This window comes from Nocardioides kongjuensis (assembly GCF_013409625.1).
GTDB classification, from domain to species: domain Bacteria; phylum Actinomycetota; class Actinomycetes; order Propionibacteriales; family Nocardioidaceae; genus Nocardioides; species Nocardioides kongjuensis.
In genome coordinates, this window is the sequence record NZ_JACCBF010000001.1 from 2,192,926 (window position 1) to 2,214,248 (window position 21,323).

Sequence of the window (21,323 nt, forward strand, 5' to 3'; positions counted from 1 at the left end):
GTGGAAGGGGTCAGAACAGGCCGCGGGACACGCCGCCGCAGACGTCGAGCGCCGCCCCGGTGACGTACGACGAGCGCGGGGACAGCAGGAAGGCGATGGCTGAGGCGACCTCCTCGGCGCGGCCGAAGCGGCCGAGTGCGATGCCGCGGTCGGCGGCGATCTCCCGCTCCCACGTGGCGTAGTCGCGGGTGTCGCCCGAGCCGTCGTACCGGCGGCGCCACTGGCCGGTGTCGACGAGGCCGAGGCAGACCGAGTTCACCCGGACGCCGCGGGCGGCGTACTCGACCGACATGGACTTGGTCAGGTTGAGCAGCCCGGCGCGGGCCGCGGACGTCGTGACGAGCCGCGGCTCGGGCTGCTTGGCCAGCACCGCGTTGACGTTGACGACCGAGGCCACCGGCGACTTCTCCAGCCAGGGCAGCGCCTCGCCGAGCACGTTGAGCACGCTGCTGAACTTGAGGTCGAGCTCGTCGAGGAAGTCGGCGGCACGGACGTCGGCGAGCCCCGCCATCCGGGACTGACCGGCGTTGTTGACCACGCCGTCGACGCCGCCGAAGGCCTCGCCCGCCGCGGCGACCAACGCCGCCACGGCGTCGGCGTCCCGCACGTCGCAGACCTGCGCCACCAGGTTCCCGGGGTCCCCGAGCGACGCGACCAGCGCGTCGAGCGCCTCGGCCCGGCGCCCGCACGTCACGACGCGCGCCCCCTCGGCCAGCAGCAGCGCGACGGTGGCGAGACCCACCCCCGAGCTGCCGCCGGTGACGAGGTAGGTGCGGTCACGCAGCTCCAGGTCCACGGGTCAGTCCCGGGTGACGCCGTGCATGGCCGACGTCTCGGGGTACGTCGGCACCTGCGGCTTCTGGGCGCCGATGATCACGCAGAAGAGCGCGTCGGTCTCGCCGTTGTTCTTCAGGCTGCGCGGCACGCCGGCCGGCACGACGATCATGTCGCGGTAGCCCAGGGTGCGCTTGACGACCTGGCCGTCGCGGTGGATGCCGACCTCGACCTCGCCCTCGAGGACGAAGAAGGCCTCCTCGGCGTCGTGGTGGGTGTGCTCGGGGCCCTCGGCGCCCGGGGGCAGCAGCATGTTGGAGAAGGTGAAGCCGCGCGAGGCGATGGTGCGGCGGTCGTTCTCGTGGTTGCCGGTCGCGCCGGAGCCGACGTAGCGGATCTGGGCGCGCTTGAACTGGTCGCCGGCCTTGGCCTGGAAGCCGAGGGTGTCCCAGTCCTCGTGGCGCGTGGCCCGGGTGAGGATGAGCGAGTCGGTGAACTCGGCGAGGTCGGCGGCGGTGTCGTACTGCAGGGTCATGGGATCTTCCTTTCGTGGAGGTCGGTCGCGGGCTGCGCCGCGGCCAGGAGGTCGGCGGCGCGGGTGAAGCCGCGCAGCCAGGCGTTGACCAGGGCGGGACGCTCCTGGTTGGCGAGGTGGCCGGCGCCCGGGACGAGGACGAGCGCGGACCCGGGGACCCGTGCCGCGATCTCGCGGGCCCGGTCCGGTCCGGTCACCCGGTCCTCGGCACCGGCCATCACCAGCGTGGGTGCGGTGATCCGGGCCAGGTCAGCGGAGAGGTCGGCCGCGGCCATCACCTCGGCGGCGCAGGCGTAGCCGGGTGGGCGTACGGCGGCCGCCATCGTGGCGACGACGTGCTCGACGAGCGCGGGATCGGCGTCCGGCGCCAGCAACCGCGGTCCGCGCCGGCGGGCGAAGTCGGTGGCACCGAGCCGGAGCAGCTCGCCGGACCGCTCGCGCATCTGTGCCGCGCGCACCGGATCGACACCCGAGCCGAGGCTGGCGCCGATGACGGTGAGGCTGCGGACCAGCGCGGGCCGGGCCGCCGCGGTGCGCAGCGCGAGCACGCCTCCCCAGGAGACGCCGACCAGGTGGACCGGCTCGTCGCCGAACCGGTCGTGGGCCAGGGCGGCCACCCGGTCGACGTACGCGTCGAGGTCGAGGGCCTGCTCGGGGTCGGCGGACGCGGCGTAGCCGGGAGCGTCCCAGGCCACCATCCGCAGCTCGTCGGCCAGCTCGGAGAGCTGGTGCCCGAAGGCGAGCGACGACGACCCGATGCCGTGCAGCAGGAGCGTCGGCGCGCCGGCGCCGGCCTCGCGGAAGGCCAGCACCTAGACCACCCCGCTGGGTCGGCCCACCAGTGCGGCCAGCGAGCGGAGCACGGCGTGCGGGACGACGCCGCTGGTGCGGGGGTTCTGCGGTGAGGGCAGGTTCTCGATCTCGAAGCGGTAGCGGCCCGCCGCTCCCTCGGCCACGACCCGGTGGCAGGTCAGCTCGGCAGCCGGGTCGGCGACCAGCCGGACGTCGACCAGGTCGAAGTCCCCGACCACCCAGCCCAGCGTGGCCGCGACGTTGAGCGAGCGCGGGAACAGCCGGGTCGCCTCGCGGGCGGTGCCGCGGAACACCTCGACCGGCTCGGTCACGACCCGCAGCAGGTCGGCGTCGTGGTCGTCCATCCACGGCTGCACGAGCGTGGTCGGCAGCTTGGTCGTGGTGACCTCGACCCGGGTCAGCGGCCCCTGGGCGGCGGCCGAGGAGAGGATGTCGAGTCCTCCGATCGCTCCCGCGGTGAGCAGGAAGCGCCCCGGCCCCGCGGCGCGGACCGCCGCAGCCAGGTCGGGGTCGGCCAGCGCGCCGACCGAGGTGATGAGCAGGTCGATGCCGCGCTCGAGGATGCCGACCGCGCTCTGCGCGATCACCGCCTGGCCCGCGCACTCGACGACGACGTCGGCCTGGTCCAGCGCGGCCTCCAGGCGCAGCTGCGGCACGCCGAGGTCACCCACGGGCTGCGGGTCCACCACGGCGACGGGGACCACGTCCGGCACGTCACCGCGCAGCAGCGCGGTGACGACGCTCGCACCGATCGCGCCGCCACCGATGACGACGGCCCGGATCGGGGTGTCCGCCGTCGTCCTCATGACGCCACCACCTCGTCGGCCAGCGCGCCGAGGTCCTCGACGCCGGCCATGTGCGTGCGCACATCGGTCGACGGCGGGCCCGCGGTCCCCCACAGGTCGGACAGCTCCGGGACGCGCCGCCACACGCGGCACAGCCACTGGTCCTCGACGACCTGCGCGACGTCGGAGGTGTACTCGCACACCAGACCGGCCGGGTCGGCGAAGTAGGAGAAGGTGTTGTTGCCCGGGCCGTGACGCCCCGGGCCCCACAGCGGGGTGATGCCGTGGTGCTTGAGCGAGCCGATGCCCCGCATGAAGTGGTCCATCGAGACCATCTCGTAGGCGACGTGGTTGACCGAGGTCCACGCCGCCTGGTTGAACGCGATGCTGTGGTGGTCGGTGTTGCAGCGCAGGAAGGCCATCTGGTGCTCGGACCAGTCGGAGACGCGCATGCCGAGCACCTGGGTGTAGAAGGCGACCGCCCGGTCGATGTCGACCGTGTTGAGCACGACGTGCGTGACGCCGATCGGGACGGGCAGGTCGCGGCTGCGCGGCGTCACGGAGTGGACGTCGCAGCTGAGCTCGATCCGGCGTCCCTCGGGATCGACCAGGACCAGGCCGTAGCCGGCCCCGGCGTCGTCGAGCGGCCCGGGCTCGCGCAGCAGCGGGACGCCCTGGGCGACGAGCCGGCGAGCGGCCTCGTCGACCTCGGCCGGCGTACGGACCGCGAAGCTGATCCGGCCCAGCGCGTTGCGCTCGGAGCGGCTGAGCTGGAGCACGTGGTGGTCGGGGCCGGAGCCGCGCAGCCACGTGTCGTCGGTGTCCTTCTCGACGACCGAGAGGCCCCACACCTCGGAGTAGAAGTCGCTGCAGGCGGTCACGTCCGGGACACCGAGCTGGACCGACCGCAGGGAGTGCAGTCGCACGACGGGCTGGTTCATGACTCCTCTTTTCCTTAGGGCTTAATCTTTAAGTGTTTACTTACTTACTGTCAAGCATGTTGGGTGGAAGAAGTCGTCGGATCGTGGCTAGCATCCGGCTCATGGCTCCCCAGGACGCTGAGGCAACCGCGACGACCGACGCTCTCTCCGACGTCGACCGGTTCGTGCAGCAGTGGCGCGAGCAGCGCCCCGACCTCGACCCGTCCCCGATCGCGCTGTTCGGCCGCGTGCACCGCGTCTACCTGCGCTACCAGGCGGTCATCGCGAAGTCCTTCGACGACTTCGGCCTCAACCCGGCGTCCTTCGACGTGCTCGCCGCACTGCGCCGGGCCGGCGAGCCCTACCGGATGTCCGGCACCGAGCTGGCCGCCGAGTCGCTGCTCTCCTCGGCCGGCATCACCTTCCGGCTCGACAAGCTCGAGCAGGCGGGCCTGATCACCCGGATCCGCGACACCCACGACCGCCGGGTCGTGCACTCGCAGCTCACGCCCGAGGGCCTGGCGCTCATCGACCAGGCGATCGCCACCCACCTGGCCAACGAGCACCGGTTGCTGGCCGGCGTCGACGCGGCCGACGCCGACCAGCTCGCCGCGCTCCTGCAGCGGCTCGAGGACTCGATCCTCGCCGCGCAGGAGTAGCGGCGCCGCAGTCATCGAGCCCGGTCCGCACCGATCTGCGCGGCAACGGCGCGCAGGTGGGCGACGCTGTCGAGCACGAACCGCTCGCGCTCCTCGTCGTCCGCGGGCTCGGCCAGGGAGGTGAGCGATCGCCGCTCGCCCCGCGCGACCGCGTCCTCGTAGCCCCGGGCCAGCCGTACCAGCTCAGCGAGCTCGACCGTCGTCATGTCCGGCTGCCCGGCGTGCCACAGCGGGTCGTGGATCGGGATCGGCAGCTGGAAGCGGCGACCCATGATGCCCTCGATCGACAGCGCCTTGCGGGGCGCATCGAGCAACGCCGTCATCAGGGCCGGCCAGTCGATGACGCCCTGACCGCAGGGCGCGAGCACCCGGCACAGGCCCTGCTCGGTGAAGAACAGGGCACCGTCACGGACGTGGGTCTGGCGCGTGTACGGCGCGACCCGCCGCGCCGCCGCCACGGGGTCCTCCCCGCGGATCAGCACGTTGGCCGTGTCGAAGGTGATCCCGAACGCGTCGGCACCCCCCTCCTCGACCAGCCGGACCAGCTCGAAGGTCGTGATCTCCTCGTGCGTCTCGATGTTGAGGTGCGAGCCGTGCTCGCGCAGCACCGGCGCGAGCTCGGCCATCACCTTGCCCGTTGCCCGCAGCTGGTCGTTCCAGGTGACGTCCGTGCGGTACCGGTCGCAGGCCAGGCGGCCGGCCAGATCGAACTTGTAGTTGGCCGTCGCCGCCCAGATCTCGTGGATCCCCGCAGCGGCACAGGCCACCACGATCCGCTCGATGCCCGTCAGGTAGTCCCCGTCGCCGAGCGCGCGGATCTCGGGCGCCTCCGGGGCCGCGAAGGGGTTGATCTTCGCGGCCCCGACCTCGAGGTAGAGCCCGAGGTCGTCGGCCTGCTCGCGCAGCGCGCGGAGCTCGCCGACGTCGAGGGTCGGGCTCAGCTCGAGCGCCGAGCGGAAGAACACGCCCTCGAGGCCGGCACTCGCCGCCTTCTCCAGCAGCCAGGCGGCATCCGTGCCCGCAGGTGCCGGGAACTTCGAGCTGTCCGTCCCGATCCGGAAGCCGACGTCACTCGTCATCGAGGACGTCCTCGCCCTCACCGGACAGGTCGACGAGACCGCGGCGGAACACGTTGTGCGGGTCGTACTCCCGCTTCACGGCGACCAGCCGGTCGTACTTGTCGCCGTAGGCGTAGCGTGCCGCGTTCTCGTCGCCGGCCACGCTGGTGAAGTTGATGTAGGTCCCGTTCTTGTACGGGTCCATCTCGGCGTCGAAGCCCGACACCCAGTCCATCAGCTCGGGTGCCTCGGACGGGAACTCCCACTCGGCGCCGGCACTCGCCATGAACTTCGCCGACGTGCGGTCGCTGGTGGAGGTGGCCATCGGGTCGACCCGGGCCGCCTGCCCTCCCCGGGGGTAGAGCTGGTAGGGGCACGCGAAGTGCGGCGCGATGGTCGAGCGGGCCTGCAACGGGCGTCCCGGGTAGGCGTCCGACCACTTCAGGACGGTGTCGATCGCCTCGTCGGGGAACTCGTTGAGCATGCTGTTCTTCCAGTAGCGGCGCACCCCGTAGCGGAAGTCGTCGTCGCACGCGCGCTGCAGCTCGACGTGCGGAACCTGGTACTCGGTCTGCCACACCGGCGACCCGGCGCCGATCATGCCGTCGGTGAGTCGACGGCCCTCGTCCGCGTCGCCCCAGTGGATCGTCGCGACGGAGACGACCTGGCTGCCGCGGTACTTCGCGGGCACGACCGTCCAGAAGTCCGGCACCTCGACCGTGCGGGCGTAGGTGACGACGTTGTCCTCGGCGTCGTAGCTCCAGTCGCGGAAGTGCTGGAGGACGCGCTTGCGGTCCTCCCCGACGTAGAACGCCTGGCGCACGTTGGCCTTGAGCGTGAACGGCGTGTAGCGGAAGGTGAACTTCGTGGCGATGCCGTAGTTGTGGCCGGCGCCGCGCACCGCCCAGAACAGCTCCGGGTGCTCGTTCTCGTTGACGGTGAGGATCCGGCCGTCCGCGACGACGAACTCCACCTCGACGACGTGGTCGGTGGTCAGGCCGTACATCCGCGACAGGTAGCCCGTGCCGCCGCCGAGGGTGAGGCCCGCGACACCGGTGTGCGAGACCGTGCCGGCAGGTACGACGACGCCGTGCTCGGCGCAGGCGCGGTCGAGGTCGCCGAGCCGGCAGCCCGCACCGGCCGTGACCGTGCCGGCCGCGTGGTCGAAGGTGACCTCCTTCATCGGGCCGGTGTCGAGCAGCACGGCACCGTCGATGACCGCGGTGCCCGCCAGGTTGTGGCCGCCGCCGCGGACCGTGACCTCGTAGCCGTTCTCGAGGGACCAGGTCAGCGCCCGGGAGACGTCCTGGGCGCTTCGGCACGAGACGATGGCGGCGGGGTTGCGGTCGATGTCGGCGTTCCAGACGTGGCGCTCCAGGTCGTAGTGCCGCTCCCCGGGCAGGATGACAGGGCAGTCCACGGCGCTCTTCAGCCCGGCGATGTCCGCCCGGGTCGCGTTCGCGGTCGTGCTCATGGGATGTACTCCTTCGTCGGTTGGGTGTGTGCTCCGGCAGCGGTGACGCTGCGGAGGTGCCCGGCACTTCGGCGGAGGAATTCCTCCCGCGTGAACAGCCCGCCCGCCCGCAGCCGCGCTGCGTCGGGACGATCGAATGAGCGGACGTGGTGCTCGTAGGCACCGACGCAGTCGAGGACCGCGCCAAGCTCGAGGGGATCCAGGTCGGGGTGGGCGGCCCGCCAGCGCGGGTCGTCGTGCCAGACCTGCATCGCCGGCTGGTGGGGACCGGCCGGCTCGATGGAGAGGTGGAGGTCGGGGTTGGCCCCCAGCAGCACGCCGAGGACCTCGGCCCAGTCGACGACGCCGTCGCCGCACGGGAGCAGGTAGCGGTCGGGCGCCTCCGGGCCCGCGACGATCGCGACGTCGCGCAGGTGGCACATCCGGGTGTACGGCGCCACGCGGCGGGCCGCGGCCTCCGCCGTCTCGCCGTGCACGTAGACGTTCGCGCTGTCGAAGGTGATGCCGAGGACGTCGGGACCGACCGCCTCGACGAGCCGGACCACGTCGTGGGTCGTGATCTCCTCGTGGGTCTCCAGGTTGAGGTGCGAGCCGCAGGCCCGCAGCACCGGTGCCAGCTGGTGCAGCAGGCCCTCGGTGGCGGCCATCTGGTCGGCCCAGGGGGCATCGCGGCGGTAGCGGTCGTTCTTGTGCAGGCCCGGGAGCCCCGCCTGGAAGTTGCCGGTCGCGGTCCACAGCTCGTGGCAGCCGATGGCCGCCGCGGCCTCGATCATCCGCTCCATGCCGGCGACGTAGCTGCCGTCGCCGAGCCGGCGGATCTCCGGCAGCTCGGCGGTCATGTAGGGGTTGACCTTGCCGACCCCCAGCTCGAGGTAGAGGCCCAGGCTCGCGGCCGCGTCGGCGACCTCGCGCAGCAGGCCGGCGTCGAGGGTGGGCGAGAGCTCGTAGAGGGTGCGCACCAGGACGCCGTCCAGGCCGAGGGCCGCCGTGTCCGCCAGCACCTGGGGCCAGGGCTCGTCGACGGCTCCCTTGAGCGCACGGTGCGGGGACGGCAGCTTGACGTCGGCGCCCACGCGCACGCTCATGCGGTCCTCCGCTCCGCCGTCGCGGCTGCTGCGGCGGCTCGCCGGGCGCGGTCGCGGTCCGGGTCGGGGATCGGGATGGCCGCCAACAGGCTCTGGGTGTAGTCGTGCTGCGGGCGGTCGAACACGTCGGCGCAGGGGCCGTTCTCGACCACCACGCCGCGCTGCATCACCATCACCTCGTGGCACAGGTGGCGCACGAGGGCCAGGTCGTGGGCGACGAACACCACGGCGAGGCCGAGCTGCTGCTGCATGTCGAGCAGCAGGTTGACCACCTGGGCCTGGACGGAGACGTCCAGCGCCGACACGGGCTCGTCGCAGACGAGCACCCGCGGCCCGACCGCGAGGGCACGGGCGATCGCGATCCGCTGCCGCTGGCCTCCGGAGAACGAGCGCGGGAAGCGGTCCAGGACGGTGGCGTCCAGGCCGACCAGCTCGAGCACCTCGACCACGCGGGCCCGACGTGCCTCGCGCGAGCCGGCCATCCGGTGGATGTCGAGCCCCTCCCCGACGATCGTCTCGACGCTCATCCGCGGGTTCAGGCTCGAGTAGGGGTCCTGGAAGACCATCTGGACCTCGCGCCGGAAGCGGCGCCGGGTCGCCCGGTCGGCACCCGTCAGCACGACGCCGTCGAAGAGGACCTCGCCCGCGTCGGCCCGCTCCAGCCCGACCACGCAGCGCAGCGTGGTCGACTTGCCGCTGCCGGACTCGCCGACGATGCCCAGGATCGCGCCGGGTCCGACGCTGAAGCTGACGTCGTCGACGGCGCGGGTGGCCTCGCGGCGCGACCCGAAGGTCCGGGTCAGGCCGCGGGCCTCGAGGATCGGCGTCGGGTCGGTGGTGGTCATCGGTTCCCCTCCCCCGCGGGTGCGAGCGGGTGGTGGCAGGCGACGTCGGCGGCGCCGAGGCGTTGTACGTCGGGTCGGATCTCGGTGCAGTCGGCCTCGGCGCGCGCACAGCGCGGGTGGAACGCGCAGCCGCCGGGCCGCGAGGTGGGCTGGGCCGGGCTGCCCGCGATCGGCGCGAGCGCCCCGTCCCGGTCGACGCGGGGCACGGACGCCAACAAGCCGGACGTGTAGGGGTGCCGCGGGGCTCGGTACAGCTCGCGGACCGGGCCGCTCTCGACGCCGCGGCCGGCGTACATGACCGCGACGCGGTCGGCGAAGCCGGCGACCAGGCCGAGGTCGTGGGTGATCAGCACGACGCCCATGCCGAGCTCGGCGACGAGCGAGTCGATCAGCGAGAGCACCTGCTCCTGCACCCGGACGTCGAGCGCGGTCGTCGGCTCGTCGGCGATCAGCAGGTCCGGGTGGGCGACGATGGCCATGGCGAGGCAGACCCGCTGCCGCATGCCGCCGGAGAACTCGTGCGGGTAGGCCCGCATCCGGCGCTCGGCGTTGGGGATGCCCAGGCGGTCGAGGGTCTCCACGGCCCGCTTGCGCGCCTCGACCTTGCCGACGCCGTGGACCCGCAGGGACTCCATCACCTGGCTGCCGACGGTGCGCACCGGGTTCAGCGTGGTCATCGGGTCCTGCAGCATCAGGCCGATCCGCCGGCCCCGATGGGCACGCATCTCCCGGTCGCTGAGCGCGAGCAGGTCGGTGCCGTCGAGACGCACCCGGCCGGTGACCGTGGCACGGTGGTCGAGCCGGAGCAGCGCCCGGGCGGTGACCGACTTTCCCGAACCGGACTCGCCGACGAGGGCGACCCGCTCGCCGCGGGCGACGCTCAGGTCGAACCCGGACACGATCTCCACGGCGCCCGCCGAGCTCGGATAGCTCACCGTCAGGTCGGTGACCTCGAGGAGCGGCCGGGGCGCGAGGTCCTCCCCGGGGGCCGGGGCGGGTACCTCCTGGTTGAGGCTCACGATGTCGAGACCTTTCATGCCAGCCCCGCGTCGGGGTGGTTGCGGTTGCGCAGCGAGTCGCCGCTGAGGGCGAAGGCGAGGGCGGTGACGGTGATCAGCAGCCCGGGGACCACGGAGATCCACCAGGCGTTGGTCAGGTAGCGCGCGCCGGTCTCGACCATGGCGCCCCACTCGGCGCTGGGCGGCTGGGCGCCGGCGCCGACGAAGGACAGGCCGGCCATGATCAGGGTCGCGCCGCCGATCTCGAGGGTGGCCTGCACGTAGACCCCGTCGAGCGAGTTGGGCAGGACGTGGCGCAGCATCAGCCGCCACCGGCCGGCGCCGAGGACGCGGGCCGCCTCGACGTACGGCGAGGTGATGACCGTGCGCATCTCGGCCCGCGCGATCCGGGCGAAGCCGGGCCACCAGGCCACGACCATGGCGATGACCGCCGATCGCAGGCTCGGACCGAGGGCGACCGCGACGCCGAGCGCCATGACCATCACCGGCAGCGACAAGGTGATGTCGCAGAACCTCATCACGATGTCGTCGACCCAGCGCCCGCCGATCGTGGCGACGGAGGCCACCAGGATGCCGATCAGGGCGGCGCCGGCGACGGCCAGCAGCGCGCCGAGGATGGAGGCGCGTGCCCCGGCGAGCGCCCGGCTGAGCACGTCGCGGCCCAGGCCGTCGGTGCCGAGCAGGTGGTCACCCGAGGGAGACTGCAGGGCCTGGCCGAGGTCGACGGAGTAGGGGTCGTGGGGCGCGATGAGCGGACCCACCACGGCGAGCACGAGCAGGGCGACGACCGTGCCGTAGGCGATCCGGTCGAGCCACGGCACCCGACGGCGGGTACGGCGCACGCGCGGCACGGCGTGGGCAGCGGCTGCGGTGGTCATGCGGAGGCCCTCCGGGTCTCGAGGAGGCGGACCCGGGGGTCCGCGGCGAGCTGGACGAGGTCGACCACGAGGCCGACGAAGGTGACGATCACGCCGACGACGAGCACCATGCCGATCACCGCGAAGGTGTCCTTCTGCGCGACCGCCTGGGTCAGGTAGCTGCCGAACCCCGGCCGGCTGAAGACCGTCTCGACCATGACCGCGCCGCCCATCATCCAGCCGACCTGCAGGCCGACCAGCGTGCTGACGGGTGCGATCGCGTTGCGCAGGCCGTGCTGCAGCAGCACGGTGCGCTCGCGCGCACCCTTGGCGCGGGCCGCGGTGACGTGGTCGGCCTCGAGCGCGGTGATCATCGAGCCACGCACGACCCGGATGACGAACGACATGAACGGGATCGCCAGCACCGCTGCAGGAAGCACCAGGTGGGCCAGGGCGTCGGAGAACGCGGTCAGGTCGCCGGCGAGCAGGCTGTCGACGGTGAGGAAGCCGGTGCGGCGCGGAACGTCGACCCCGAGGGTCGAGACACCCGAGATCGGCACCAGGCCGAGCTTCCGGCCGATCAGGGTCTGGGCGATCATGGCGAGCCAGAAGGTCGGCAGGGCGCCGCAGAAGATCGCGGCGAGCCGGACCGAGTTGTCGGTCCGCGTGCGGTGCCGGGCGGCGGCCAGCACCCCGAGCGGCACGCCGCAGGTCAGGTTGATGAGCATCGCCAGGCCGACCAGCTCGACGGTGTAGGGGATGAGCTGGTGCAGGTCGCCGAGAACCGGCTGGAAGGTGAAGATCGAGGTGCCGAGGTCGCCGTGCATCAGGCGGCCCAGGTAGTTGAGGTACTGCTGGACGACCGACTCGTCGAGTCCCAGCCGCTGGCGCACGACCTCCACCTGCTCAGGGGTGGCCGTGACGCCAGCGGCTGCCTGCGCTTCGTCGCCCGGAATCGCCTTGATCAGCAGGAAGACGATGGTGACGACTCCCCACAGCGTCGTGACCAGCAGCGCGAGCCGGCGCGCGAGGTAGCGGGCGAGAAGCGAAGGTGCCATCGGTCGACTCAGTCCTCGATCTGGTAGGTCTGCGGCATGTAGCCGGTGTGGGCGGGGTACAGCTCGACCCCCGAGACCGTCTTCGGTACGACGACCGTGGTCACCTCGTCCGCGACCGGCATCGAGGCCGAGTCGTCGACGAGTGCCTGCTCGACCTGCTTGTAGAGGTCGCAGCGTGCGGTGGCGTCGCCCGTGGCGTTCGCCTCGTCGAGGAGCTTGTCGACGGCCGGGTTGCCGTACTGCCCGAAGTTCGTGGAGGTCTCCTGGAACTTCGAGTGGTAGCGGGTGGTCAGCAGGCTGCCCACGTCGGGCGTCGGCGGGTTGTCCCAGATGACCGCCATGTCCGGCGTCGTGCCGACCGAGCCGAGCGACTCGATGTAGGTCGGGTAGTCGACGGTCTTGAGCTTCACCGTCACGCCGAGGTCGCGCAGCGTGGACTGCAGCGCGGTGGCCGCGTCGGCCTGCTCCGCGAAGATCGACTGGTAGGCGAGGGTCAGCTCCTTGCCGCTCGCGGCGAGTCCCGCGAGGAGCTCGCGGGCCTTGTCGAGGTCCTGCGCGAACGGCGCCAGGTCGGGGCGGCAGTCCATGACCGCGGGCGCGACGCCGGTCGCCACCGCACCGTGGCCACCGAGGATCGTCGTGACGTGGGCCTGGTAGTCGTAGGCCAGGCGGATGCCCAGTCGCACGTCCGGGTCGTCGAACGGCGCACGCTGGGTGTTGAAGTAGACGTAGAGCCCCTGCGCCTTCGCCAGCTCCACCGAGGTGAAGTGGTCCTGCTCGAGCACCGTGGCGAGGTCCTGCGGCTCGATGCCGTCGGCGACGTCGATGTTGCCGGCCAGCATCTCCTCGCGCTGGGTGGAGCTCTCCGGGATCAGCCGGTAGACGATCCGGTCGGGGGCGGCCGCGTTGGCCGCGCCGGTGAAGTCGTCGTACTTCTCGAAGATGATCTGCCGGTTCGGCTTGAAGTCCTCCAGCGTGTAGGGGCCGCTCCCCGCCTCGTGGGAGGCGAGCCAGGACTGGCCCTGGTCGGAGCCGGCGTTCTTCTCCACGAGGGCGGAGTTGACGATGTAGACCTTCGCGAGGCCGCCGAGGAAGAGCGACGACGGCGCGGAGAGGTTGAGCCTCACCTCGGTCGGGCTGACCACCTCGGCCGAGGCGTAGTCGGAGAGGAACTGCGCGACGCCGACGCCGAGCGCCTTCGCGCGGTCGAAGGTGTACTTGACGTCCTCGGCCGTCACCGGCGCCCCGTCGTGGAACTTCGCTCCGTCGCGCAGGGTGAAGGTCACCGACCGCGCGTCCTCGGCGACGGTCCACGCCGTGGCCAGGCGTCCCTGGAGGGTGCCGTCGGGGTCGTAGTCGACGAGCGACTCGTACATCGGGACCACCGACTGGTCCACCGTGCTGTTGTCGGCCAGCACCGGGTCGATGTTGGGCACCGTGCCGTCCACTCCGAAGGTGAGGGTCGTGTCGCCGGCAGCACCCGAGCCGCTGGGATCGGCAGCACAGGCGGTGACGGTCCCCAGCGCGAGGGCGGCGAGGCCGATGCCCAGCGCCCTCTTCGTCCGAAAGGTTCTCACTCCGTGCTCCTTCTGTCTGTCTCCGCCTGTGAGCCACCTCACCTGGCGTGTATACATAGAACAGCACAAGCGGCCGTGCCGCCACAAGGCTTTCATGTAACTTTCTAAGCACTTAAATATTGATTCCCGCCTTGGTACGGTGCTTTTGCGCCCGACTGACCGGTGTTCCGATCCCGAGGCCACGAACAGCACACCATCATTTGGTATACGAGGAGACCGAAGTGACCGAGTTCCCCACCCTGACGACCGCCGAGCGCGACCGGCGCTACGCCGCCGTGCGCGCCCTCATGGACCGGGCGGGCCTCGACGCCGTCCTGGTCTCGGGGCAGGGCCGCGACCAGCTCGACCGCTACCTGACCAACGAGGGCACCCGCAGCTACTGCGTGCTCCCCCGCCACGGCGATCCGGTGTCCGTCGTACCGACCGGCAACATCACGCTGGGGCGCTACGACGAGCCCGGCAGCCGCTACGAGCGCTGGGTCGCCGACCAGCGGCTGACCCGGCCCGGGCACCAGCTCGGCGACGTGCTCGCCGACCTCGGCCTCACCAGCGCCACCATCGGGGTGGTCGGCCTGCGCAGCCGCGCACCGGCCAGCGTCGCCGGCACCATCCCCTACGGCACCTGGCAGCGCGTGCTCGACCGCCTGCCCGAAGCGAGGTTCGTCGACCTGCACGCCGAGTTCGAGCAGCTGATGCTCGTCCACAGCGAGGCGGAGCTGGCGATGATCCGGCACTCGGCCGCGATCGGCGAGGCCGCGTGCGCGGCGATGATCGAGGTCGCAGGTGCCGGGGTCAGGGAGTCCGAGATCTCCGCCGCGGGCATGCAGTCGGTGACCGCCGCCGGCGGCCTGTGGCTCAACGGGCCCCAGCGCAGCGGCGCGGAGCGGCTCGGCTGGGCCGGCCCGGACTGGCCCTGGATGGGCGGCGGGTCGCGGGTCCTGGAGAAGGGCGACGTCTACGGCGCCGAGCTGTTCACGCTCTACGGCGGCTTCGAGTCGCAGCAGCAGGTCGAGATCTCGATCGGCCAGCCCGACGACGTCCACCGCCGGCTCGAGGAGGTCGCGGTCGAGGCCTACACCCGCGGCGTCGAGTACCTTCACGTCGGCGGGACCTTCGCCGAGCTCTGCGAGATCATGGAGCGGCCACTGCGCGAGGCAGGAGCGTGGAACATGGGACCGGTCGTGCAGACCGTCTCGCCCGTCATCTACAACGGTGCGACGCACGTGGGGCTGGACCTCCAGGCCGGCCTGGCCGGGGTTCCCCTCCCCCACACGACGCCACGCGACGGCGACTTCGTGATCGAGCCGGGTGTGGCCTTCGCCTTCGAGCCCAACGCGTGCCTGGATCGCGCGCGGGTGAGCATCGGCGGCACGGTGATCGTCACCGAGCAGGGCGTGGAGGAGCTCAACTCCCTGTGCCTGCGGGTGAACGTGGTCTAGGCGATGCTCGACATCCATCACCCCGAAGGGGACGACGAGCTCACCGAGGACCTCCTCGTCGACCGGATCTACGCCGACCTCGTCGAGCGCATCGTCTCCGGATCCATCGCTCCCGGCGAGCGGCTGCGGGAGACCCATGTCGCCGACATGCTCGACGTCTCGCGGGTCCCCGTGCGCGAGGCGCTGCGGCGTCTCGAGTTCGACGGCCTGGTGGAGATCCGGCCGCGCCGCGGCGCGACCGTGCGGCAGCTGACGATCGCGGACGTCGAGGAGCTCTTCGACGTCCGCGAGGCGCTGGAGGTGCTGGTCGCCCGGCTGGCCGCGCGGCACATCGACGAGCACGGCATCGCGCAGCTCGAGGAGGCGCTCGCGCGGTCCGGGGAGGCACACCGCTCGGGCGACGAGCGACGCGTCGCGGCCGCGACCTCGCAGTTCCACGAGGTGATGCTCGAGCTGACGGGGAGCAGCCTGCTCAAGGCGCTGATGCGGGTGGTGTCGGGACGGGTGCACTGGTTGTTCCGGCTCACCACCTTCCGCGGCGACCACGGGCACGGTGCCGAGCACGAGGCGATGCTCGACGCGATCCGCAACGGCGACGAGGAGATCGCGGCCGCCCTGGCCTACGCCCACGTCGCCCGCGGGCGGCGACCGACCCTGGAGGCGCTGGCCTCTATGTTGGACGGGTGAGCCGACCGACGATCCTCCGCGTGCCCCCGCTCAGCCCGCAGCTCCACGACACCGTCGGCGAGCGGTACGACGCCGTCGACCCCACCGACCTCCCGGCGCGCGCGGCGGACGTGGTCGGGATCGTCGGCAGCAACGCCGGGCAGGTCGGCAGCGACCTGATCGCGTCGCTGCCCAACCTGGGCGTGATCGCCAACCACGGCGTCGGCTACGACAACATCGACGTGCCCGTCGCCCTCGCCCGCGGCATCGCCGTCAGCAACACCCCCGAGGTGCTCGACGACGCGGTCGCCGAGACGGCGATCGCCCTGCTGCTCGCCGTACGCCGCGAGGTGGTCGTCGCCGACCGGTTCGTGCGCGAGGGCCGCTGGCCTGCGGGCCCGTACCCGCTGACCGCGCAGGTCGCGGGCAGCCGGGTCGGCATCGTCGGGCTGGGCCGGATCGGGCAGGCCGTGGCCACCCGGCTGGAGGCCCTCGGCTGCACGGTCAGCTACCACAACCGTCGCCAGGTCGACGGCGTCCCCTACGCGTACGCCGCCTCCCCGGTCGAGCTGGCCGCGTCCGTCGACAGCATGGTCGTCGTCGTGCCCGGCGGCTCCGCGACCGACGCCCTGGTCGACCGCGAGGTGCTCGACGCCCTCGGCCCGGACGGCGTCCTGGTCAACATCGCCCGCGGCTCGGTCGTCGACCAGCCCGCGCTCGTCGCGGCCCTGCAGGACGGCCGGCTCGGTGGCGCTGGGCTCGACGTCTACGCCGACGAGCCGAACGTGCCGGCCGAGCTGGTCGCCCTCGACAACGTCGTGCTGCTCCCCCACGTCGCCTCGGGCACCCACGTCACCCGGGCCGCGATGCGGGAGCTCACGCTCGCCAACCTCGACGCGTGGCTCGCCGACGGAACGCTGCGCACACCGGTCCCGGAGATGGGTCAGTAGCTGAACGACGTCGCGCCCTCCTCGCCGATCCACTCCCACATCGGGACGGTGCCTCCGATCTCGGCGCCCTTGATCAGGTTCTCGGGGTCGAGCGCCTTCGCGTTGAAGCACAGCGGGCAGACCAGGTAGGTCCCACCGGCCGCGAGGAAGCGCTCCAGCAGCTCGGGCAGCGACGGGCAGCCCTCGCAGGAACGGCCCACCGCGACGCCGGGCACGGCCAGGCGCACGGCCTCCTTGGTCAGGAACATCAGGGTCGGGCGTCCGTGCTCGGCCGCGCCGAGCGCGACCAGGAACGCCACGGTGACCCGCTCGGGGTCCTCCATCCCGGTGGCCAGGCTGACCACTGCCTTGTTCGACATCGTCGTCTCCTTCGTCGGTGCGGCGGGTGTTCGCCGACGTGTCCGACGCTAGGAATCGGGGGCACCTGCGGGCATCGGTGCCGACGCGCAGTCGCGAGTGCCCACCGGCGGGCGACGCGTACGCGCAGGATCAGGAGCGTGGCTCGAGCCCGAGCACCCGGCAGACCGCGGCGGCGCGCGCGGTGCGCCCGGACAGGCCGAGCTTGAGGTAGACGTTCTGGAAGTGCCGCTCGACGGTGCGCACGCTCAGCGTCAGCCGCTCCGCGATCGCGGTGTTGTCGAGCCCCTCGGCGGCCAGCACGAGGATCTCGCGCTCACGGGCCGAGAGGTGGTCGACGGGCACGACGACCCGGTCGGCCGCGAGGAAGCCGGCCACCTCGGCTCGGAAGACCGGCCAGGCCGGCTCGTCCGCGAGCAGCACGTGGTTGCGGGACTCGAGCATCACCAGGCGCGCGTCGGGGATCGCGGCCGCGAGCCCCGGCCCCCACCCGGGCGCGACCCGGTCGCCCTCGGCGTGCAGGACCAGCGTGGGCGCGGTGATCCCGGGGAGCAGGTCGCGCACGTCGACGGCGTGGCGCGCGATCCGGCTGCACACGGCGTTCTCGGTGTTGGTCGAGGTGCGTTGCAGCTCGTCCATCCACGCCATCTGCTGCTCGGTCGCGTCGGGGATGAAGGCGTTCGTGAACACGCGACGGAACAGCGGGTCCGGGCGCGCCCAGCCGGCACGGATCATCGCCCGGAAGGCCTCCTCGGCGGCCTCGTCCTCCTGCTGGATGCCGCCGCCGGCCATGCCGCCGTACAGCACCAGCCGGGTGACCTGCTCCGGGTGCGCGTTGGCGTAGGCGACCGCGACCGGGGCACCGCCGGACATCCCGAGCACGGCGAACCGGTCGAGCCCCGCGGCCGCGACCAGGGTCTCGAGGTCGGCCAGGCGGCGCTCGAGGGAGAAGTCGGACACCTCCCACTCCGAGAGGCCGAACCCGCGCTCGTCGTACCTGATCACGGTGGCGACGTCGCCGAGGTCGTCGAGGAAGTGCCGCCACACCGGGCTGTGCCAGTCGTGTTGGAGATGGCTCAGCCAGCACGACACGATCAGCAGCGGCGGACCCGATCCGTGGCGCGCCCACGCGATCCGCACGCCGTCGTCGGCGCGGCAGAAGCGGACCTCCTGGGTCACGGCGCTCGCCACGACCGAAGCGTACGCCCGTCCGGCTCGGACCACGCGACGAACGCGGACCCGGAATCTTGGCCGGGCCGACAGCCCGCAGGCCCGCCGCCTTCCCGATGCTGGGCAGCATGCACCAGCAGGCACCCGACCGCGCCCACCCGTCGCTCGACGCGATGGTCGCCGACCTCGAGGCGCTGGTGACCTGCGAGTCACCGTCGGAGGACCTGGCGGCCGTCGCGCGCAGCGCCGAGGTCGTCGCGGAGCTCGGCGCCCGCCTGCTCGGCGTCGCGCCCGAGCGGATCGTGCTCGACGGCTGGACCCACCTGCGCTGGCGGTTCGGGACCGCACGGCGGGTGCTGGTGCTCGGCCACCACGACACCGTCTGGCCGGTCGGCTCCCTGGAGACGCACCCCTTCGCCGTCACCGACGGCGTGCTGCGCGGGCCCGGCTGCTTCGACATGAAGGCCGGCGTCGTGATGGCGCTGCACGCGCTCGCCGCGCTCGACGACCGCGACGGCGTCACCCTCCTCGTCACCGGCGACGAGGAGATCGGCTCACCGTCCTCGCGCGCGCTGATCGAGCACGAGGCCCGCGGCTGCGCCGGGGCGCTGGTCCTCGAGGCCGCCGGCCCCGGGGGCGCCCTGAAGACCGAGCGCAAGGGTGTCTCCCGCTACGACGTCCTGGTCACCGGCCGCGCCGCCCACGCCGGCCTCGAGCCCGAGCGCGGCGTCAACGCCACCATCGAGGTCGCCCACCAGGTGCACGCGGTGGCCGCGATCGCCGACCCCGAGCGGGGCACGACGGTCACCCCCACGCGCCTCGACGCCGGCACCACAATCAACACGGTGCCCGCCGCGGCCGGGTTCGGGGTCGACGTACGGGTGCGCGACGAGGCCGAGCAGGACCGGGTCCACGCGGCGATGCAGGCTCTGCAGCCGGTGCTACCGGGTGCCGACGTCGAGGTGGTCGGTGGGCCGAACCGGCCACCACTGACACCCACCGCGACCGACGCCCTCTACGCCCGGGCCGCGCGGCTGGCGGCCGACCTCGGCCTGGCCCGGGTCACCTCGATCTCGGTCGGCGGCGCCTCCGACGGCAACTACACGGCCGGGGTCGGCACGCCGACCCTGGACGGGCTCGGCGCCGTGGGCGGCGGGGCGCACGCGGACGACGAGCACGTGCTGGTCGCCGAGCTCCCCGGCCGGACCCGGCTGCTCACCGCGCTCGTCGCGGACCTCCTGGGCGGGGACGTCGCGTGAGCGCCTCGGCCTGGACCGACGCCGAGAAGGCCGCTGCGGGTGCGGGGATCACGATCCGCACTCTCGACGACATCGCCGACCTCGAGGAGGTGCGCCGCCTGTACGAGCGGATCTGGCGCACCGGGGCCACCAACCCGCCGGTGACCGCCGACCTGCTCCGGGCGATGGCGAAGGCGGGCAGCTACGTCAGCGGCGCCTACGACGGCGAGGAGCTCGTCGGCGCCTGCTTCGGCTTCTTCTCCGCCCCCGCGCGCGACGCCCTGCACAGCCACATCGCCGGCGTGAGCGGGCGGATGGCCGGCCGGCACGTCGGCCTCGCCCTCAAGCTGCACCAGCGCGCCTGGACGCTCGACCAGGGCGCCGGGGCGATCACCTGGACCTACGACCCGCTGATCCGCCGCAACTCGTGGTTCAACCTGGGCAAGCTGGCGGCCGACGTCACCGAGTACCTGCCCGACTTCTACGGGCCGATGGACGACGACATCAACCGCACCGACGCGACCGACAGGGTGCTGGTGCGCTGGACGCTGACCGAGCCGGCCGTCGTCGCGGCGTGCGCCGGGACACCCCGCACCGTCGAGGTGGCGCGGTTGCGCACGGAGGGGGCGGTCGTCGCGCTGGAGGTCTCCGCCGCGGGCGGTCCGATCGTGCGGCCGGCGTACGGGCGCACGGTGCTGGTCGGCGTGCCCGTGGACGTCGAGGGCCTGCGCGAGCAGGACCCCGCGCTCGCCGGTGCGTGGCGCGAGGCGCTGCGGGAGGTGCTCGGCGGGCTGCTCGCGGGCGGCGCACGGGTCAGGGGATTCGACCGATCGGGTTGGTACGTCGTGGAGAGGCAGGAAGTGCAGTGAAGCTGACCGGTGTGGAGATCCGGACCGTCGAGGTGCCGCTGGTGGCGCCGTTCCGGACGTCCTTCGGGACCGAGACGGTACGCCGGGCGCTGCTCGTCCGTGCCGTCACCGACGACGCCGAGGGCTGGGGCGAGTGCGGTGCCGGGACCGGGCCGTTCTACTCCTCGGAGTACACCGAGGCCGCTGCGGACGTGCTGGAGCGCTTCCTGGTGCCGATGGTCGCGCAGGTCGAGGACCTCGACGCGCACCGGGTCGCCCCGGCGCTGGAGCCGGTCCGGGGGCACCGGATGGCGAAGGCCGCGCTGGAGACGGCGGTCCTGGACGCCGACCTGCGGGCCCGGGGCGTCTCCTTCGCCCACGCGCTCGGCGCGGTGCGCGACACCGTGCCGTGCGGCGTCTCGGTCGGCATCACCGGGTCGGTCCCGGCGCTGCTGGACGTGGTCGAGGGCTACCTCGCCGACGGCTACCTGCGGATCAAGCTCAAGATCGAGCCCGGCTGGGACGTCGAGCCGGTCCGCGCCGTGCGCGAGCGGTTCGGCGACGTGCTGCTGCAGGTCGACGCCAACACGGCGTACCGCCGTGGCGACGCCCGGCACCTCGCACAGCTCGACGCCTTCGACCTGCTGCTGCTGGAGCAGCCGCTGCCCGAGGACGACCTGCTCGGCCACGCCGAGCTCGCGCGCGCCGTCCGGACGCCGATCTGCCTGGACGAGTCGATCGTCTCGGCCCGCGCTGCGGCCGACGCGATCACGCTCGGCGCCTGCTCGATCGTCAACATCAAGCCCGGCCGGGTGGGCGGCTACCTGGAGGCGCGCCGGATCCACGACGTCGCGTCCGCGCACGGGATCCCGGTCTGGTGCGGCGGCATGCTGGAGACCGGTCTGGGCCGGGCCGCCAACCTGGCGCTGGCGGCCCTCCCCGGCTTCACCCTGCCCGGCGACACCTCGGCCTCCGAGCGCTACTACGAGACCGACCTGACCGCGCCGTTCGTGCTGGAGGACGGGCACCTCCGGGTGCCCAGCGGTCCCGGCCTCGGTGTCGGCCCGCTGCCGGACGTGCTCGACGAGGTCACGGTCTCCCGCACCTGGATCCCTGTCTGATCGGACGAACATCTGGCACGATTTCGTCGTGCTCGACGAACGACGACCCGTCTGCCCGCGGCTAGCGTCGGGCGG

22 protein-coding genes are annotated in these 21,323 nt (G+C 72.6%); 7 read left to right on the forward strand and 15 right to left on the reverse strand.

The annotated features are described in order from the left end of the window. Positions 1-10: 10 nt before the first annotated feature. Genes BJ958_RS10595 through BJ958_RS10615 form a run of 5 tightly spaced genes read right to left on the reverse strand, consistent with a single transcriptional unit; the run spans position 11 to position 3,848 of the window. Positions 11-796, reverse strand: coding sequence for an SDR family oxidoreductase (locus BJ958_RS10595; protein ID WP_179726798.1), 786 nt, complete (start codon positions 794-796; stop codon positions 11-13). A 3-nt stretch (positions 797-799) separates the two neighbouring features. Beyond that, complete coding sequence (locus BJ958_RS10600) at positions 800-1,309, reverse strand: cupin domain-containing protein (protein ID WP_179726799.1); 510 nt, start codon at positions 1,307-1,309, stop codon at positions 800-802. Beyond that, positions 1,306-2,121 (reverse strand): alpha/beta fold hydrolase, encoded by an 816-nt coding sequence (locus BJ958_RS10605; RefSeq protein WP_179726800.1) that lies wholly within the window; start codon positions 2,119-2,121, stop codon positions 1,306-1,308. The genes BJ958_RS10600 and BJ958_RS10605 overlap by 4 nt, the downstream gene beginning before the upstream one ends. Then, positions 2,122-2,928, reverse strand: coding sequence for an aspartate dehydrogenase domain-containing protein (locus BJ958_RS10610; RefSeq protein ID WP_179726801.1), 807 nt, complete (start codon positions 2,926-2,928; stop codon positions 2,122-2,124). It lies immediately after the preceding gene. Continuing rightward, positions 2,925-3,848 (reverse strand): VOC family protein, encoded by a 924-nt coding sequence (locus BJ958_RS10615; protein WP_179726802.1) that lies wholly within the window; start codon positions 3,846-3,848, stop codon positions 2,925-2,927. Before BJ958_RS10615 ends, BJ958_RS10610 begins: the two co-directional genes overlap by 4 nt. 101 nt (positions 3,849-3,949) lie before the next feature. Here BJ958_RS10615 and BJ958_RS10620 point away from each other — a divergent pair, with 101 nt between their 5' ends. Continuing rightward, positions 3,950-4,486, forward strand: coding sequence for a MarR family winged helix-turn-helix transcriptional regulator (locus BJ958_RS10620; protein ID WP_179726803.1), 537 nt, complete (start codon positions 3,950-3,952; stop codon positions 4,484-4,486). An 11-nt stretch (positions 4,487-4,497) separates the two neighbouring features. On the opposite strand, the gene BJ958_RS10625 is transcribed toward BJ958_RS10620, so the two are convergent. Genes BJ958_RS10625 through BJ958_RS10660 form a run of 8 tightly spaced genes read right to left on the reverse strand, consistent with a single transcriptional unit; the run spans position 4,498 to position 13,459 of the window. Beyond that, the gene (locus BJ958_RS10625; RefSeq protein ID WP_179726804.1) at positions 4,498-5,565 is read right to left on the reverse strand and encodes a sugar phosphate isomerase/epimerase family protein; all 1,068 of its coding nucleotides are present in this window, start codon (positions 5,563-5,565) and stop codon (positions 4,498-4,500) included. Further along, the gene (locus BJ958_RS10630) at positions 5,555-7,018 is read right to left on the reverse strand and encodes an FAD-binding oxidoreductase (RefSeq protein WP_179726805.1); all 1,464 of its coding nucleotides are present in this window, start codon (positions 7,016-7,018) and stop codon (positions 5,555-5,557) included. The genes BJ958_RS10625 and BJ958_RS10630 overlap by 11 nt, the downstream gene beginning before the upstream one ends. Further along, the gene (locus BJ958_RS10635; RefSeq protein ID WP_179726806.1) at positions 7,015-8,103 is read right to left on the reverse strand and encodes a sugar phosphate isomerase/epimerase family protein; all 1,089 of its coding nucleotides are present in this window, start codon (positions 8,101-8,103) and stop codon (positions 7,015-7,017) included. The genes BJ958_RS10630 and BJ958_RS10635 overlap by 4 nt, the downstream gene beginning before the upstream one ends. Continuing rightward, a complete protein-coding gene (locus BJ958_RS10640) occupies positions 8,100-8,948 on the reverse strand; it encodes an ATP-binding cassette domain-containing protein (RefSeq protein ID WP_179726807.1) in 849 nt (282 codons plus the stop codon). The genes BJ958_RS10635 and BJ958_RS10640 overlap by 4 nt, the downstream gene beginning before the upstream one ends. Then, entirely contained in the window at positions 8,945-9,967 is a 1,023-nt protein-coding gene (locus BJ958_RS10645) for an ABC transporter ATP-binding protein (RefSeq protein ID WP_343052637.1), read from the reverse strand. Before BJ958_RS10645 ends, BJ958_RS10640 begins: the two co-directional genes overlap by 4 nt. Positions 9,968-9,981: 14 nt before the next feature. Next, positions 9,982-10,845, reverse strand: coding sequence for an ABC transporter permease (locus BJ958_RS10650; protein WP_179726809.1), 864 nt, complete (start codon positions 10,843-10,845; stop codon positions 9,982-9,984). Continuing rightward, positions 10,842-11,882 carry an ABC transporter permease gene (locus BJ958_RS10655; RefSeq protein WP_179726810.1) on the reverse strand — a complete coding sequence of 347 codons (1,041 nt, stop codon included), beginning with the start codon at positions 11,880-11,882 and terminating at the stop codon, positions 10,842-10,844. Before BJ958_RS10655 ends, BJ958_RS10650 begins: the two co-directional genes overlap by 4 nt. Before the next feature lie 8 nt (positions 11,883-11,890). Continuing rightward, positions 11,891-13,459, reverse strand: a complete 1,569-nt coding sequence (locus tag BJ958_RS10660; RefSeq protein WP_179726811.1) for an ABC transporter substrate-binding protein — start codon at positions 13,457-13,459, stop codon at positions 11,891-11,893. A gap of 221 nt (positions 13,460-13,680) precedes the next feature. On the opposite strand from BJ958_RS10660, the gene BJ958_RS10665 reads away from it, so the two are divergent. Genes BJ958_RS10665 through BJ958_RS10675 form a run of 3 tightly spaced genes read left to right on the forward strand, consistent with a single transcriptional unit; the run spans position 13,681 to position 16,514 of the window. Continuing rightward, positions 13,681-14,898, forward strand: coding sequence for a M24 family metallopeptidase (locus BJ958_RS10665; RefSeq protein WP_179726812.1), 1,218 nt, complete (start codon positions 13,681-13,683; stop codon positions 14,896-14,898). Positions 14,899-14,901: 3 nt separating this feature from the next. Then, the gene (locus BJ958_RS10670) at positions 14,902-15,585 is read left to right on the forward strand and encodes a GntR family transcriptional regulator (RefSeq protein WP_179726813.1); all 684 of its coding nucleotides are present in this window, start codon (positions 14,902-14,904) and stop codon (positions 15,583-15,585) included. After that, on the forward strand, positions 15,582-16,514 hold the full coding sequence (locus BJ958_RS10675) for an NAD(P)-dependent oxidoreductase (protein WP_179726814.1): 933 nt from the start codon (positions 15,582-15,584) through the stop codon (positions 16,512-16,514). Before BJ958_RS10670 ends, BJ958_RS10675 begins: the two co-directional genes overlap by 4 nt. Here the strand turns inward: BJ958_RS10675 and BJ958_RS10680 are convergent. Continuing rightward, positions 16,508-16,873 carry a DsrE family protein gene (locus BJ958_RS10680; protein ID WP_179726815.1) on the reverse strand — a complete coding sequence of 122 codons (366 nt, stop codon included), beginning with the start codon at positions 16,871-16,873 and terminating at the stop codon, positions 16,508-16,510. The genes BJ958_RS10675 and BJ958_RS10680 overlap by 7 nt on opposite strands. A 130-nt stretch (positions 16,874-17,003) precedes the next feature. After that, complete coding sequence (locus BJ958_RS10685) at positions 17,004-18,062, reverse strand: alpha/beta fold hydrolase (protein ID WP_218865690.1); 1,059 nt, start codon at positions 18,060-18,062, stop codon at positions 17,004-17,006. Positions 18,063-18,169: 107 nt separating this feature from the next. Here BJ958_RS10685 and BJ958_RS10690 point away from each other — a divergent pair, with 107 nt between their 5' ends. Genes BJ958_RS10690 through menC form a run of 3 tightly spaced genes read left to right on the forward strand, consistent with a single transcriptional unit; the run spans position 18,170 to position 21,248 of the window. Further along, positions 18,170-19,300, forward strand: coding sequence for a M20 family metallopeptidase (locus BJ958_RS10690; protein WP_179726816.1), 1,131 nt, complete (start codon positions 18,170-18,172; stop codon positions 19,298-19,300). Beyond that, on the forward strand, positions 19,297-20,148 hold the full coding sequence (locus BJ958_RS10695) for a GNAT family N-acetyltransferase (RefSeq protein ID WP_179726817.1): 852 nt from the start codon (positions 19,297-19,299) through the stop codon (positions 20,146-20,148). Before BJ958_RS10690 ends, BJ958_RS10695 begins: the two co-directional genes overlap by 4 nt. Then, positions 20,145-21,248: an o-succinylbenzoate synthase gene (gene menC / locus BJ958_RS10700; RefSeq protein ID WP_179726818.1), complete on the forward strand. Its 1,104-nt coding sequence runs from the start codon at positions 20,145-20,147 to the stop codon at positions 21,246-21,248. Before BJ958_RS10695 ends, menC begins: the two co-directional genes overlap by 4 nt. Positions 21,249-21,323: the final 75 nt, after the last annotated feature.